The organism is Mycobacterium sp. E3247 (assembly GCF_001667785.1).
GTDB lineage: Bacteria > Actinomycetota > Actinomycetes > Mycobacteriales > Mycobacteriaceae > Mycobacterium.
On record NZ_LZJG01000293.1, the window covers coordinates 1 to 15,372 of the forward strand.

Sequence of the window (15,372 nt, forward strand, 5' to 3'; positions counted from 1 at the left end):
CCCCGCCACCCGCGGCGGCGAACCACCGGGCCCGCAACATCGCGGTCGGGTTCGTCGGGGCGGTGGCCGCGGGCGTGCTCGTGGCCGCCATTGCGGCGCGGCTGAGGAGGGCGCGGTGAGGTCCACGCTGACCGGGTTCAGCCCGGGCAGCAACCGACGGGTCGTCGGGGTGTGGGTCGTGTTCCTGCTCGCGGTGGCGAGTTGGGCGGCGGCCGGCTACATCGGCGCCGCGGTCGACGCGGTGGTCGGCATCGCCCTGGTCTTCGTCCGGTGGTGGGGTCAGCCCGCGTGGTCGTGGCTGGTGTTGTGGCGCCACGGCCGGCGGCCGATCAGCTGGGACGCCCCACTGACCGTGGCCAACAACCGTTCCGGCGGTGGCGTCCGGGTGCAGGACGGCGTCGCGGTGGTGGCGGTGCAATTGCTGGGCAGGGCGCACCAAGCCACCACGGTGACCGGCTCGGTGACCGTCGAGACCGACAACGTCATCGACGTCGTCGAATTGGTGCCGATGATGCACCAGGCGCTGGGTTTGATGCTCGACTCGATCAGCGTCGTATCACTCGGCTCCCGGCACGGCACCGTCGGGGACTACCCGCGGGTGTATGACTCGGAGATCGGTACCCCGCCATATGCGGGCCGGCGCGAAACCTGGTTGATCATGCGGCTGTCGATCATCGACAACACGCAAGCGCTGCGTTGGCGGACAACCGTTGGCGCCGCGGCCATTTCGGTGGCGCAGCGTATCGCGGGCCTGCTGCGCTGCCAGGGGTTGCGGGCCAAGGTGGCCAACGCCACCGACCTGGCGGAGCTGGATCGCCGGCTGGGGTGTGACGCGATCGAGGGGGACGTGCAGCGCTGGAAGGCCATCCGCGGCGAGGGTGGCTGGATGACGACCTACGCGTATCCGGCCGAGGCGATCAACTCGCGCGTGCTGTCGCAGGCGTGGACACTGCGCGTCGACGAGGTCATCCAGAATGTGACCGTGTACCCGGACGCGACCTGCACGGCGACCATCACCGTGCGCACACCGACACCGGCTCCCACCCCGCCCAGCGTGATCCTGCGCCGGCTCAACGGGGAACAGGCCGCCGCCGCGGCGGCCAACATGTGCGGCCCGCGGCCCCACCTGCGGGCGCTGCGTCCCAGCCCGCTGCCGGAGCATCTGCTCACCGAGATCGGCCCGTCGGGCGTGCTGATCGGGAAGCTGAGCAACGGGGACCGGCTCATGATCCCCGTCACCGACGCCGGTGAACTGTCAAGGGTTTTCGTGGCGGCTGACGACCCGATCGCCAAGCGCATCGTGATCCGCACCGCTGGCGCCGGCGAGCGGGTCTGCGTGCACACCCGCGACATGACGCGCTGGGCCACCGTGCGAATGCCCGAGATCAGCGTCGTCAGCACCGTCCGCCCCGCGCCGCGCACCACCGTCAGCGTCGTGGAGCACGTCGCTTCGATCTCGCCCACCCCGCGACCCGCGACCGTGATCACCGTCGCGCCTGCGGGCACCAGGCTGCCCGAAGGGCACCGGCACAACTTCGAGGTGATCATCGAACAGGTTGGTCCCGCAATGGTGCGGGTCAGCGCGGCGGGCGAGGACTGGCTGGTCGAGATGGACATGTTCCGCGCCGAGAACCGCTACGTGAGTCTCGAGCCGGTCACCATGTCGGTCACATAGGACGTCAAAGAGTTTGAGGCATAGTTCGATGAGCGCACACGATGGGTGATCTGCAAACCGCCCGTAGGCATTTCGACCGGGCCATGACCGTCAAGAACAGGCAGGGCCGGGCGGCTGCGCTGCCCGAGTTCGTCGCCGCCACCGATGCCGACCCGTCGATGGCCGACGCGTGGCTGGGCCGCATCGCGTGCGGCGACAACGACCTGGCCTCGCTGAAGAAGCTCTACGCCACCAGCGAATGGCTGCACCGCGAGACGACCCGCATCGGGCAGACGCTGGCCGCGGAGATCCAGCTGGGCCCCTACATCGGGATCACGGTGACCGACGCGTCGCAGGTGGGGCTCGCGTTGTCGTCGGCGCTGACCATCGCCGGGGAGTACGCCGAGGCCGACCGGCTGCTCGCCAATCGCGACCTGCTGGATGCCTGGGCCAATTACCAATGGCACCAGCTGGCCCGGGCGTTCTTGATGTACACCACGCAGCGCTGGTCGGACGTGCTGCTGACGGCCGCCGAGGAGCTGCCGCCGCAGGCCATCATCATGTCGGCCGTGACGGCGTCGATCTGCGCGCTGGCGGCCCACGCCGCCGCCCACCTGGGGCAGGGCAGGGTCGCCCTGGACTGGCTGGACCGCGTCGACGTGATCGGGCAAACCAACGCGTCGGGCCGCTTCGACGCCGACGTGCTGACCGCCTCGATCGGGCCGGCCGATATCCCGCTGCTGGTCGCCGACCTGGCCTATGTCCGCGGGATGGTGCACCGCCAGCTGCGTGAGGAGGACAAGGCTCAGGTCTGGCTGTCCAAGGCGACCATCAACGGCGTCCTGACCGAGGCCGCGAAGGCGGCTCTGGCCGACCCCAACCTGCACTTGGTCGTCACCGACGAGGAAACCATCGCCAGCCGCACCGACCGGTGGGACGCGTCGACGGCCAAGAGCCGCGATGAGCTCGACGACGACGCCACCGCCGAGCGGCGCGCCGAGCTGCTCGCCGAGGGCCGCGCTCTGCTGGCCAAGCAGGTCGGGCTGGCGGCGGTCAAGCAGGCCGTGTCGGCGCTCGAAGACCAGCTGGAGGTGCGGATGATGCGCCTCGAGCACGGCCTGCCGGTGGAGGGGCAGACCAACCACATGCTGCTGGTGGGTCCGCCCGGTACCGGTAAAACCACCACCGCCGAGGCGCTGGGCAAGATCTACGCCGGCATGGGGATCGTGCGGCATCCCGAAATCCGCGAGGTCCGCCGGTCGGACTTCTGCGGCCACTACATCGGGGAGTCGGGGCCCAAGACCAACGAGCTGATCGAAAAGTCGCTGGGCCGAATCATTTTCATGGACGAGTTCTATACCCTGGTCGAGCGGCACCAAGACGGCACACCCGACATGATCGGCATGGAGGCCGTCAACCAGCTGCTCGTCGCGCTGGAAACGCACCGCTTCGACTTCTGTTTCATCGGTGCGGGATACGAGGACCAGGTGGACGAATTCCTCACCGTGAACCCCGGTTTGGCGGGCCGATTCAACCGCAAGCTGCGGTTCGAGTCGTATTCGCCGGCCGAGATCGTCGAGATCGGTCAGCGCTACGCGGCACCGCGCGCCAGCAAGCTCGACGACGCCGCGCGCGAGGCGTTCCTGGACGCGGCCACCACCATCCGCAATTACACGACCCCCGGGGGGCGGCACGGCATCGACGCCATGCAGAACGGCCGGTTCGCCCGCAACGTCATCGAGCGGGCGGAGGGCTTCCGGGACACCCGCGTGGTCGCGCAGAAGCGTGCCGGCCAGGCGGTGACCGTCGAGGACCTGCAGATCATCACCGCCCCCGACATCGAGGCCGCGGTGCGCAGCGTGTGTTCGGACAACCGTGACATGGCGGCCATCGTCTGGTAGTCGCCATCCATTGGACGGCGGGCGGACACCCGCCGTTCCGGTGGCGTTCATATTCCACCCGCGCGGGGAAAAGCGTGCCGCGACGGCTCTTTGGGGGCTCCAGGCGCCGCCGGGCGTAACCCGGCGCACTCTCGAGGAAACGCGTCATCGATGCGGCCGGGCATGCTTAAGATGCAGGCGGCGCCACGTCCGCGAATACTGCTCCCGAATGGTCGGCGGGCAGGACCAGCGCCGCGGCTGATCGAAATGGAGTGTCCGGCGGTGCACCGTATCTGGCTGATCACGGTGACGCTGACGATCGTGCTGTTCACCGCGCCCCCCGCGTCGGCGGTCGCCCCGCCCTCGATCGACCCGGCCGCGATGCCGCCCGACACAACGGGACCTGACCAACCGCTCGAACAGCGCCGCGTTTGCAAGGCCCCATTGACGTTGCCGGGAACCAACTTTCACGATCCACCGTGGGCCGACGCGTACCTGGGCGTCGGCGCGGCACACCGGTTCGCGACGGGCGCCGGCGTCACGGTGGCCGTCATCGACACCGGGGTGGATCCCTCGCCTCGGGTCCCCGCCGAGCCGGGTGGCGACTTCGTCGTTGCCGACGGCGACGGCCTGTCCGACTGCGATGCGCACGGGACGCTGATCGCGTCGATCATCGCCGGCCGGCCCGCGCTGACCGACGGATTCGTCGGCGTCGCACCGGACGCCCGGGTGATCTCGCTGCGCCAGACGTCGGAGGCGTACGAGCCGAAGGACAACCAGGCCAACCAGAACGACCCCAACGCGTCGCCCGCGGCCGGATCCGTCCGCAGCCTGGCCCGCGCGGTGGTGCATGCCGCCAACTTGGGCGCCAACGTGATCAACATCAGCGAAGCGGCATGTTTCAAGGTGAGAAAGCCGGTCGACGAATCCACGTTGGGAGCGGCCCTCAATTACGCGGTCAACGTCAAGAACATCGTGGTCGTCGTCGCGGCCGGCAACACCGGTGGCGACTGCGCGCAGAACCCGCCGCCCGACCCGTCCATGCCGAACGACCCCCGCGGGTGGCAGCAGGTGCAAACGATCGTCACGCCGGCGTGGTACGCACCGTTGGTGTTGGCCGTGGGCGGTGTCGGCCAGAACGGGGCGCCGAGCCCCTTCTCGATGCACGGCCCGTGGGTGGGTGCGGCGGCGCCGGCGGAGAACATCGTCGCGCTCGGTCCCGACGGCGAGCCGGTGGACGCCCTGCCCGGCAAGGACGGCCCGGTGCCGATCGCCGGCACTTCGTTCGCCGCCGCGTACGTCTCCGGGCTCGCGGCGCTGCTTCGGCAGAAGTTCCCGGACTTGGCGCCGGCGCAGGTCATCAACCGGATCACGGCCAGCGCGCGCCACCCCGGCGGCGGCGTCGACGACGCTGTCGGGGCGGGCACAGTCGATGCGTTCGCGGCACTCACATGGGCTATTCCGGCCGGCGCCCCGGCGGCTACACCGTTGATTGTCAACCGGATTCAGCCCCCGGCCCCCGTGCCGCCGCCTGATCACGGGCCCATCACCGTTGTCGCCGCGGGCATCTTCGGCCTGCTGGTCGCGTTGGGGCTGGCCACCCTGACCAGACAAGCTCTGCGAAGGCGCTGAATCGCATGAGGGCCTTCCGGTTACGGTTCTCCAGCGGCCACGCGTTGTGGGTCGCGGCGATCGCGCCGCTGTGCATCCTCTTGTTCATGAGAACCCGCTACCAATGGGCGGGACCCACTCTGGTGGCGGTGGCCGCGGTACTTGCCTTGGTGACGTTCCGCGGTCGCCGGCTGACCGGTTGGATCGGTACCGCGTGCGCCTGGCTGGTGCGGCGCCGCAGGCGGCCCGACGTTCCCTCCGAGCCGGCCGTCGGCGCCACCGTGCAGCCGGGAGAGCATGTGGCCGTGCGCTGGGAGGGCGAAGTCCTGGTCGCCGTCATCGAACTCATCCCCCGACCGTTCACACCGACGGTCATCGTCGACGGGCATGCGCATACCGACGACGTCGTGGACACCCGGCTGCTCGAGCAACTGTTGGAGATCAACTGCCCCGACCTGGAGGCCGACATCGTCTCGGCCGGCTACCGGACCGGTAAGCCGTCGTCGGCCGAGCTGCTCAGCCTCTACCAGCAGGTGACCGGCACCGACCCGGCTCCAGCGCACCGGCGGACCTGGATCATGCTGCGCGCCGAGCCGCAGCGCACCCGCCGCTCGGCGCAGCGGCGCGACCATGGAGTGGCTGGGTTGATCCGCTACCTGGTGTCGTCGGCGACGCGTATCGCCGACCAGCTCGCCGGGCACGGCGTCGACGCCGTCTGTGGACGCAGCTTCGATGATTACGACCACGCCACCGAGATCAGCTTCGAGCGGGAACGCTGGTCAAAGATCAAGGGCAGCAACAACTTCACCGCGGCCTACACCGCGATCGGAGGGCCGGACGTGTGGTGGTCGGTGCACGCCGACCACACCATTACCCGGGTCCGGGTGGTGCCCGGCAGGACGCCGCAGTCGACGGTGCTGCTGACCACCTCGGAGTCGCCGAAGAAGCCACGGGGTTTCACCCGCCTGTCCGGGAGCCAGCGCGCCGCGCTGCACGGCCAGTCCCTGGTCCCCGACCGGCACTACCAGCTCCCGATCGGGTCGGCGGGCGTGCTGGTGGGCGAGACGGCGAACCAGTACCCGGTGTACATGCCGTTCGACGACATCGACACGAGTATCAATTTCGGTGATGCCCGCGCATTCATGCAATTTGCGGTGCGGGCCACCGCCTCGGGCGGCAACGTCACGCTCGGGCCGCGTTTCACCGAGTTCGCCGAGTTGATCGGTGCGCACGTAGGGCCGGAATCGAAGGTGGCGTGGCCCCACGCGACCACCTATCTCGGACGTCACCCGGGGGTAGCACGGGTGACGCTGCGCCACAACGTGATCAGCACTCCGAGGCATCGCCAGCTACCCATCCGACCGGTATCGCCGCCCGAGGAGAGTCGCTACCAGAGCGCGCTGCCGCGCTAGGGAAACGGTCGGCAAACTCCGGGTGTCATCGCACAAACGGCCAGGGTGTGCGGCGGGCAACAAGCAAAAAAGCCGTCACTGACCGGCGTCGGGTCACCCTAGACTGAGGGTCTGCCGTGGAGCGAGGCCATACCGGTAATCGGCCACGCAGCCAGGCGTCCCCGAGATTGAAGGAACCTCGCACATGACTAGCAGGGAACCACACCCGCAGGTTACTGAGACGTTGGCGCAGTTCGAGCGGTTCAACAAGGCCCTCGAGGACCAGATGCACCTCACGAACACTGAATCGTTCACGGCATCGGACGAGACGGAAACCGTCGAAGTGACCATCAACGGGCATCGGTGCCTCGTCGACCTGCATATCGAAGACGGGCTGCTGCGGCTGGGCGCCGACACGGTGCAGCGGCGCATCAACGAGGCGCTGGCCAACGCGCAAGCCGGCGCGACCGAAGCCATCCAAGCTCAGCAAGCGCAGCTGGTCGCCAACCTCACCGACATTCTCGGTTCCCTGCAAAACACCGTGGGCATGAGCTGAGTAGCTCCACGACCGGCCACGTTTTGTGATGCCCGCCTGACAGCCGCGCGGGAGACGGCCGTGCAGCTTTTCGTCACGGGGCCACCACGATCCGGGATGACCATGGTCACCCAGTTCCTCAACCACCATGACAACATCAGGATTTTCGACGAGATCGATCTGATCCAGGTCGGCAGGTACGGCGAGTCGGTGATCGGCACGCTGCAAGCGTTTCTGCTGGAGCGAGGCGTCTACCTGGACTACCGGCGCCGCGCACGGGAAACGGCCGACCCGGCACTGGTCCTGCGTACGTTGATGGGCGAGATCGCCGGCCCCGGCGTCATCTGGGGCGAAAAGAACCCCAGGTATGCGACCCAGCTGGCGGCCCTCAAGCGCAGCTTTCCGGAGGCCGCGGTGCTCTTCGTCCTGCGCGATCCCCGAGAGGTGGTGAATTCCTGTCTGGTGCACCGGGAATCGCCCCACCGGACACCGATGGACTTCTGGATCAAGGATTCGGTTGCCGAAGCGCTGGCGCTGGTGGATAGCAGCCTGGAGCCGCTCGAGACCGCCGACGCCGAGTTGGTCGTCCTGCGCTACGAGGACTTCGCGCGGCGACCGACGGCGACGCTCGACGCGGCCCTGGGCCGGAGGGGTCTCACCTTTTCCGACAGCGCCGTCGCGCTCGCCCATTCAGCGCCCGAGACCGTCGGCGACCATCAGTTCTTGCGCGACGGCGTTCCGCTGCCGTGGAAGGTCGGCAACCTTTCGCCCTTGCGCCAAGCGCCACCCATCCGGGGCCGGGTCGACGCGGGCGATCGGGTCTGGGGCCAGGTTGAAACCCTTGCGCGGCGGTTCGGTTACGACTGAACGGGTCCCGCGGACACCGGCAGAGTCTAAGCTTTGCCGGAGGATGGTCGGTTCTGAGCGAAACCCCAGTTTCCCCGGGCGGGACTCGGTAGCCGCCGAGCGCGGCGTGCCAAGGGATCTGCTGCGGGCGGACACGCCCGCGGCATGTTTCGTCTCCAATATCGGGGACTCCCTGTTGACGTTGCCGGCGCTGAGAGCGATGGCCGAAATGTTCACGTCCCCGCTCACGCTGATCTGCCCCAAGGTGGTGTTCGACCTGTGCTTCCGGGAGATCAGCGACCAACATGTGGACACCACGGGATTGCCCCTGGCGGGACCGCACCCCTTACCGGGATCGCTGCCCCGGGCCCGCGATTACGAAACCCTGGCGGCGGAGATCGGCGCCGTCGATGTCTTTATCGACACCCTGACGTGGAGCGCCTTGTCCAGCACCGTCATTCGACCTCTGGTTGAACGCCTGGCGCCGACGACGACCATCGGCTTCTCGACCGACTACGGTTATGACTACGTGGTCCCCAGGGAACAGATCCACTACGCCGACTTGATGTTCAAGTTGCCGCGCCTGTTCGATCCTTCGCTACGTATCGAGAGCTACGCCCAGCCGCTACCCATTCCACCAGCGGTGCAGGAACAGGCGCGGGCGATCCGCGCCGACGTACCCGCGGGGGTCAAGGTGCTCGTCGTGCACGCCGACACCGATTGGGCGGAAAAACGTTGGCCCGCTACCAGGTTCATCGACCTGCTGGACCGGTTCTTGTCGCGCCGCCCCGATTTCGTGGCCTGGGTCGTGGGGATGGGGCATGAGGAGCTCAACGTCGGGCGTGAGCGTGACCGGGTGATTCCCCGGCTTGGGCTCCCGCTCGACCTGACCATGAGCATGGTGGCCAGCGCGGACCTTTTCGTGGGGATCGATTCGTGCATGTTGCATACCGCCGACCTGGCCCGGGTCCCGGGCGTTGGGTTGTTCGGTGTGACGCGGTCCGAGACCTGGGGCTTCCGGTTTGGGCCACACCGGCACCTCGACATGCCGCTGATGGCGGATATCGCCGTGGAGGCGGCGCTCGATGCGATGGAGGATCTGGCCGGAGAGCGCGTGTAAGCCATGGCCGCCGAACCGGTTTCGCCGGTACACCCAGGACGATGGCCCGAAGCCGCCGGCTAACGCGACGCGACACGGTCGGTTTATGGTTCTAAGCTCTGCGAAGGATGGTCGGATTGAGCGAAATGACGGTGCTGCAGGGCGGTCACGCGGTCACGGTTGAGCGTGGCATGCTGGGCCAGTTGCTGCACGCGCGTACGCCCACAATCTATTTCTCCACGCTCATCGGTGACTCGGTGCTGACGCTGCCGACTCTGCGCGCGTTGGGCGAGATGTTCACCGCCCCGCTCACGCTGGTTTGCCCGAAGATCGCCCACGACCTGTGCTTCCGCGAAGTGGATTCCCGCCTTGTCGACATCACGGGCTCGCCGCCGGTCGGGCCCTCGTTGGGGCCACCCTCAAACCGAATCCTCGACTATGACGCCGTGGTGTCCGAGATCGGCCCTGTCGACCTGTTCATCGATGCCGTGCCGTGGGAGGTGCCTTCGAACGCTTTCCTGCGACCTCTGCTGGAACGTCTCGCACCCGCGACAAGCATTGGCTTCCCGACCGGCGTTGCGTACGACGTTGTGCTGCCGCGCGATGTGCCGCACTCGGCCGACCTGGCGTTCAAGTTGGCGTTGCTGTTCGATCCTTCGGCGCGGATCGAGGCCTACGCGCAGCCGGTGCCCATCCCAACGCCGGTTCAGCAGGACGTTCGATCAATCCGTGCCGCTTTACCCTCGGGGACGAAAGTGCTTGTCGTGCACGCCGATACCGGTTGGGCGAAGAAGCGGTGGCCGGTCGGCAGGTTCGTCGAACTGCTGGACCGGTTCTTGTCACGCCATCGCGATTTCGTGGCCTGGGTCGTCGGGATGGGACACGAGGAGCTCAACGTGGGGCGCGAGCGCGACCGCGTCTTTCCCTATCTCGGGGCGCCGCTTGACCTCACGATGGGCCTGGTCGCCGAGGCCGATCTTTTCGTGGGGATCGACTCCTCGATGCTCCATGCCGCCGATTTGGCGCGCGTGCCGGGGGTCGGGCTCTTCGGCCCGACGCGGTCGGCGACGTGGGGGTTTCGGTTCGCGCCGCACCGGCACATCGATGCGGACAGCATGCTGGACATCACCGTGGAGCGGGTCCTCAGCGCGATGGAGGAGCTCGCCGAAGAGCACGTCCATACCGCGGCGCGACTTCGGGCCGATGCACCCGCTGGCGCACAAGACGATTCGCCCGACGCGGAGCTGCTGTCCGCGGTGCGGCAGTTCCACGACACCGCGCTGTCCTGGCATGGCGCCGAGCCCGCCAGCGCCGCCGATGACGGCAGCATCGCGGCCAAAGCCCTGCACCTGCACGCGATGAACTTCGGCTTGTGGCATCACGAAGACGCAGTTCGCAGGCCCGGTGCCGGCGACAACGAGGTGGCTCGCAGGAAACGTTGCATCGACGACCTCAACGCCCGGCGCAACGCCGCCATCGAAGACATCGACGCCGCCCTGCTCGCTCGCCTCAATCCCAGCCCGAGCGCCGCGCTGCACACGGAAACCCCCGGCACAATCGTCGACCGACTTTCCGTCCTGACGCTGCGGATCTTGCACACGAACCGATCGGAACACGGCGCCTCGCACCTCGGAGTGCTCGAGGAGCAGTACGACGACCTCCTACGCGGGCTCGAGCGGTTCCTCACCCGGATGCGAGACGGCGACCTCAGATTCAAGCTGTACAGGCAATTCAAGTCGGCAGATCAGCGAGGTTACTGTGCGCTGTTCGAGTCCCGCGACGCGTGACGGCCCGGATCAATAGGCCGCCGAGTTCCACCATTCTTCCCAGTCCAGATACGGGTCCTTGTGCTCTTCGTATTGAAGGTGCAGCGCCAGCGACGGTATCGGGGTGAAAAGTGTCACCTGCTCCCGCCAGATCTCGTTGATCGTCGACGCTTCGAAGATGTGATTCGCCACGCCGTAGGGAGTGCTCGAGTATCGCGCGAGCCGGTCGAAAAGCTCCCAATTCCTCCGTAACGTCCCCACTTCGACCCAGCAGGTATTCGTGGTATGTGTATTGGTGCGCCAATGCCTTTTCGTGCCGTACACCACGCGACAATCCTCACGACTGAATATCATGCTCCAATAATTTTTGGGATCGTCGTACGGATGCAGGGCCACTTCCCGCCCGCCGAGCTTGTCCTTGAACAACGCGTGCGCTGCCAGCATCTCCTCGATGGCCGAAGGCGTATGCAGATAATCGTCCTCGACGAAATAGACCACCTCGCGAGCATCGTCGCGCGCACGGGAAAACGATGCCAGGCAGGATGCGTTGTAGCCCCTGTCCTCGAGTGCGACGAATTCAACCGGATAGCTGCATGTCGAAAGTATCCGCCGCAGAATCGAGACGGTCTCGGCCGACGAGTGGTCATCGAAGACCCGCAAGACGATGTCGCCGTCGGCTTGATTGATCGATGTCACGAGCGACCGCGCGCAGCGCAGCATGATTTCGCTTTTCGGGGCGCCGACGTATCGGTGCGCCCCGTGCACGCTTATGTCGGAATGGGTCTGAAGGTGTATGTCGAGTTTCACTGCCGGCTAGCGTAGCCGATTTCGGGCCCAGCCCGTCTTGTGCCGGATGTTCCGGGGCGGCACTGACAGCGTGTTAGCGTAACGCGGTGTATTGGATCGCGAATGGTCCCGACATCGCGGTGAGACGCCATTTTACCGAATCCGATTGGAACCGCACTCTGGTCAGAGAACTCCAATCCCGCCGGGTGAACATCGTTTTTGATGTCGGCGCGAATTCAGGACAATACGCTGCCGGGCTCCGTGCGGCCGGCTTCGAGGGCCGCATAATCTCTTTCGAGCCGCTGTCCGGGCCGTTCTCCGTGTTGGAACGCGCGGCATCGGGCGATCCGCTTTGGGATTGCCAGCAGTGTGCGCTCGGCGATCATGACGGGACGATCGAGATGAACGTCGCAGGCAACTCGGGTGCCAGTAGTTCGGTGTTACCCATGCTGGAGAGCCACCGGGATGTCTATCCTCAGGCGAACTATGTCGGGACCGAGGACGTGGCGATATGCCGACTCGATTCCGTCGCGCCGGCTCTGCTGCGGCCGGGCGACGTGGCCTTTCTCAAGATCGACGTGCAGGGGTTTGAGAAACAGGTGATCGCCGGGGGCGAGTCAACGGTCAATCGCCATTGCGCGGGGGTGCAACTCGAATTGACCTTCGTGCCATTGTACGAAGGTGGCATGCTCGCCCAAGAGGCCCTTGATCTGGTGCAATCCCTGGGTCTCACCCTGAGGGGGTATCTCCCATTCTTTATCGACGTACGCGATGGCCGAGTATTGCAGGCCGACGGGGTCTTTCTCCGTGGCGGCGAATGATCCGAAATGGTCGGGGAACCGGTTCGCGGCCCGCTGACCTGCGGCGGCCGGTCGAGCGCGCCCCCCGCTCGGGCCGAACGGCGAGAACCGGTCCGTCACACGGCGTTCCACCTCGGTCCGCGGTTGCCGTAATCCGAATTCCCGGTGCGCTCCGGCACCCGAATCGGTGCACCGCAAAGCCGCACCAAACGGCGTCATCAGGCAAAAAATCGCCGCGCGTGGGCCCTGTTCGGTGGAATAGGATGGCACACGGTAGTGGCTGCGGCGTCACTGCACCGCCCGCATGGCCGGCAAGACGAGAGGGGTGGTGGTCGGTGGTTACGCCATCTCTGCCTACCGGTGTCGCCGGAGCGGGCGTGCTCCTCGGCGACACCGGCGCTGTGTCGCACCGCCGATTGCGGGATCGCCCGTTTTCCGGACCCGCGCACGACCGTTCCCTCGATGGCGTACCCAGGACATGAGCAACCGAGGATGCTGGCTTCAGCACAAGGAGAATGAGCCGACATGACGCAGACGCTGAACGTGGAATACCAAGAGCTCATGGCGCGCGCGGACGAAATCGAGCGACCCCTTCCCGCAATCCCTTCCACCAACCCGCCGGGACCGTGCGAGATCTCTTTCGTCAAGGATGCCGCTGTACAGCTCGCGCAAAACGCGGACCAGATGCGGACGTATCTCAAGGCGTGCCAACGGGAATGGCGGACCCTGGCGAAATCGCTGCGGAATGCGGCCAAGGCGTACGAAGAGGCCGACGAGGGATCCGCGGCGGCCATCGACAAGACCATGAACGACGGCTCGGGAGGGACGTCGGCTTCCGCGGGCGCAAGCGAACAAGTCTCGGCCCTGTGCGATCCGGACGAGGATTACAGCGGATATCTGCCGCCGCCACCGCCACCGCCACCGGCGTTCCAATATCCCTATTACGAGGTCCGCCAGGCCGCGAAGGATATCGAAGCCGGCGACCAGGGCAGAGGCTTCCGGGCATTCGCGACCGAATGGGATACGTTCCAGCTGACTTTCCAGCGGGAGACCAGCGACCGGTTCCGCCCCTTTGTCTCGTGGGAGGGCGACGCCAGGACGGCCGTTGAGACGAACTTCGCCCAACAGCGGCAATGGATATCTTCGATGGTCGCGAAGTGCCGCCAGCTTGCCAAACAGGCCAACATCGTCGTGGACGCCCACAAAAAGGCCACCCTCACGACCGGCTACCAAAACCAGCACGCGCAGGAAGGCGCGCATCCCACCACATACGAAGTGTCGCAGTGCGATTATTGGTACAAGCGCTACACACAATACAGCCAGTGGTACATATCGCTCGCCATCGAATGGTACGAGAAGCTGCAGGCACAGTCCGAATCGGCGCTGGCCCAATACGTTTCGAGCGGACAGATACCGCTGGCGCAGATCGTTCCCGACAACCCGGTGCCGGCCACACGCATTGACGCCCCGAAGACCGACGACGGCACCGACGACCCCAGCAAGCCCGACAACCCGTTCGATCCCGACAACCCGTTCGACCCCAACAACCCATTCGACCCGAACAACCCCCTCAACGACGGGGGCTCTCCGCCGGCCGCCGCGCCCACCGTCCCGTCGGTTCCCGGCATGCCCACGGCGCCGCCGGGGGCGGACACCGCGAAGCTGGACCAGGCCGTGAAGGACTTGAAGAAGGGGGCCGCCGGCATGAAAGGGGGGGTCAAACCGGCGTCGCTCGGGGGCGGCGGCGCCGGCATGCCCTCGATGCCGTTACAGCCCGCGACGGAAACCGGCGCGGCCGCCGGTCCCGCGTCGGCGGCCCCGGGGGCCGCGGCGGCTGCGGGCCGCGGGGTGCCAGGCGTGGGCGGCGCGATGGGCGGGGGCATGGGCGGCATGGCGCCCATGGGCGGTCAAGGCCAACAAAATGCCGGCAAGGGCAAGCGCGTGCAGTCCGAGGACGAGTCGATGTACACCGAGGAGCGGCAATGGACGGAGGGCGTCATCGGCAATCGACCGCGCAAGGCCGGCGGCCCTGACAAGTAATCAACGCCCGGCCGGTCGGTCATTTTGCCGCAGTTAGCCTGTCCCCACGTCGATTACGCTTATTACCCATGAGCTTCGGCACCCGCCAACTCCCGGGTTCGCCCATGCCGGCGGCATGTTCGGAGAGGGGAGAGGAGTAGGCGATGGGTATTGCCAAGCCGACCGGTGCATACTCCGAGCAGATGCTCGAGCCGGGCGGGTGGCCGGAAGTCGATGAGGATGCCCTCTACGACCGGGCCGTGGAGTACACCCAGGTGTTGCGGGAAGTCACAGACGTCTTGGACACCTGCCGGTATCAACGGAACGAGATCTTCGGTGGCGGTGTCTGGTCGGGCGGCGCGGCGAGCGCCGCGGACGGCGAGCTGGGGACGAACATCAACGAGTTGATGACGCTGCAAAACGGCCTGGCCACCATCATCACCTGGGATCGGTATACCGCCCAGTCGATCGAGCAGGCCAAGTCGGACATCACCGAGAACGTCGAAACCGCGCAGCAGCAGATCAGCATTCTGGAAAGCGATTCCGGCCTGGACGCCGCCGAGCGCACCACGGCCATCAACAACGTGGTCGCAACGACGCTCGGGGCCAACGTCAGCACGATGGAAGGCACGGCGGAGCGAATCCTGGCGAGCAAGGCGTGGAAGCCACCGCCTAACGCCCTGGACGACCTGCTCGACCAGAAGACGCCGCCCCCCCTCACGCTTCCCGATTCGACGCCGCAGACCCCGCCGGTCGAGGAAGATCGACCGCGGCCCGTCCCCGAGCAACCGAGCACGGTACCGCCGGCGCCGGCGCCACCCATGACGCCCGCGCCCTCGCTGCCCGGGATGCCGACGCCAGGCGGTGGCGTCGGCGGCGGTCCTCAGCCCACTCCGGCAGCGCCGCCCGCCACCGACCGGCCGCCTGTGCCCGGGGCGCCCGCTCCCGGTGCCCCAGCCCCCGGGGCGCCCGGCGTCGCGGGGCC

The 15,372-nt window shown here is 67.0% G+C and carries 12 protein-coding genes and 1 pseudogene; 12 read left to right on the forward strand and 1 reads right to left on the reverse strand.

What is annotated here, in order from left to right:
- The 9 genes from A9X04_RS31565 to A9X04_RS15880 all read left to right on the forward strand — a co-directional run.
- Positions 1-119: hypothetical protein (locus A9X04_RS31565; RefSeq protein ID WP_231985744.1), on the forward strand; the 119-nt coding region annotated here is incomplete at its 5' end.
- On the forward strand, positions 116-1,675 hold the full coding sequence (gene eccE / locus A9X04_RS15845) for a type VII secretion protein EccE (protein ID WP_067922081.1): 1,560 nt from the start codon (positions 116-118) through the stop codon (positions 1,673-1,675). The genes A9X04_RS31565 and eccE (A9X04_RS15845), both read left to right, overlap by 4 nt.
- 41 nt (positions 1,676-1,716) lie before the next feature.
- Complete coding sequence (eccA, locus tag A9X04_RS15850; RefSeq protein WP_067922084.1) at positions 1,717-3,555, forward strand: type VII secretion AAA-ATPase EccA; 1,839 nt, start codon at positions 1,717-1,719, stop codon at positions 3,553-3,555.
- 261 nt (positions 3,556-3,816) lie between these two features.
- Positions 3,817-5,166: a type VII secretion-associated serine protease mycosin gene (gene mycP, locus A9X04_RS15855; RefSeq protein WP_067922115.1), complete on the forward strand. Its 1,350-nt coding sequence runs from the start codon at positions 3,817-3,819 to the stop codon at positions 5,164-5,166.
- Positions 5,167-5,171: 5 nt separating this feature from the next.
- A complete protein-coding gene (eccE, locus tag A9X04_RS15860) occupies positions 5,172-6,557 on the forward strand; it encodes a type VII secretion protein EccE (RefSeq protein ID WP_067922087.1) in 1,386 nt (461 codons plus the stop codon).
- Between the two features lie 184 nt (positions 6,558-6,741).
- Entirely contained in the window at positions 6,742-7,092 is a 351-nt protein-coding gene (locus A9X04_RS15865; protein ID WP_067922090.1) for a YbaB/EbfC family nucleoid-associated protein, read from the forward strand.
- A 60-nt stretch (positions 7,093-7,152) separates the two neighbouring features.
- On the forward strand, positions 7,153-7,938 hold the full coding sequence (locus A9X04_RS15870) for a sulfotransferase (protein ID WP_156764380.1): 786 nt from the start codon (positions 7,153-7,155) through the stop codon (positions 7,936-7,938).
- 43 nt (positions 7,939-7,981) lie between these two features.
- Complete coding sequence (locus A9X04_RS15875) at positions 7,982-9,037, forward strand: glycosyltransferase family 9 protein (protein WP_082975029.1); 1,056 nt, start codon at positions 7,982-7,984, stop codon at positions 9,035-9,037.
- Between the two features lie 125 nt (positions 9,038-9,162).
- Positions 9,163-10,803, forward strand: coding sequence for a DUF4254 domain-containing protein (locus A9X04_RS15880; protein ID WP_231985745.1), 1,641 nt, complete (start codon positions 9,163-9,165; stop codon positions 10,801-10,803).
- A gap of 9 nt (positions 10,804-10,812) precedes the next feature.
- On the opposite strand, the gene A9X04_RS15885 is transcribed toward A9X04_RS15880, so the two are convergent.
- Positions 10,813-11,589 (reverse strand): glycosyltransferase family A protein, encoded by a 777-nt coding sequence (locus A9X04_RS15885; RefSeq protein WP_067922106.1) that lies wholly within the window; start codon positions 11,587-11,589, stop codon positions 10,813-10,815.
- A gap of 113 nt (positions 11,590-11,702) precedes the next feature.
- Here A9X04_RS15885 and A9X04_RS15890 point away from each other — a divergent pair, with 113 nt between their 5' ends.
- The 3 genes and pseudogenes from A9X04_RS15890 to A9X04_RS15900 all read left to right on the forward strand — a co-directional run.
- On the forward strand, positions 11,703-12,389 hold the full coding sequence (locus A9X04_RS15890) for an FkbM family methyltransferase (RefSeq protein ID WP_231985746.1): 687 nt from the start codon (positions 11,703-11,705) through the stop codon (positions 12,387-12,389).
- Between the two features lie 504 nt (positions 12,390-12,893).
- Complete coding sequence (locus A9X04_RS15895) at positions 12,894-14,408, forward strand: hypothetical protein (protein ID WP_067922112.1); 1,515 nt, start codon at positions 12,894-12,896, stop codon at positions 14,406-14,408.
- A 143-nt stretch (positions 14,409-14,551) separates the two neighbouring features.
- Positions 14,552-15,372: pseudogene (locus A9X04_RS15900) on the forward strand (secretion protein EspK); the annotation flags it as partial.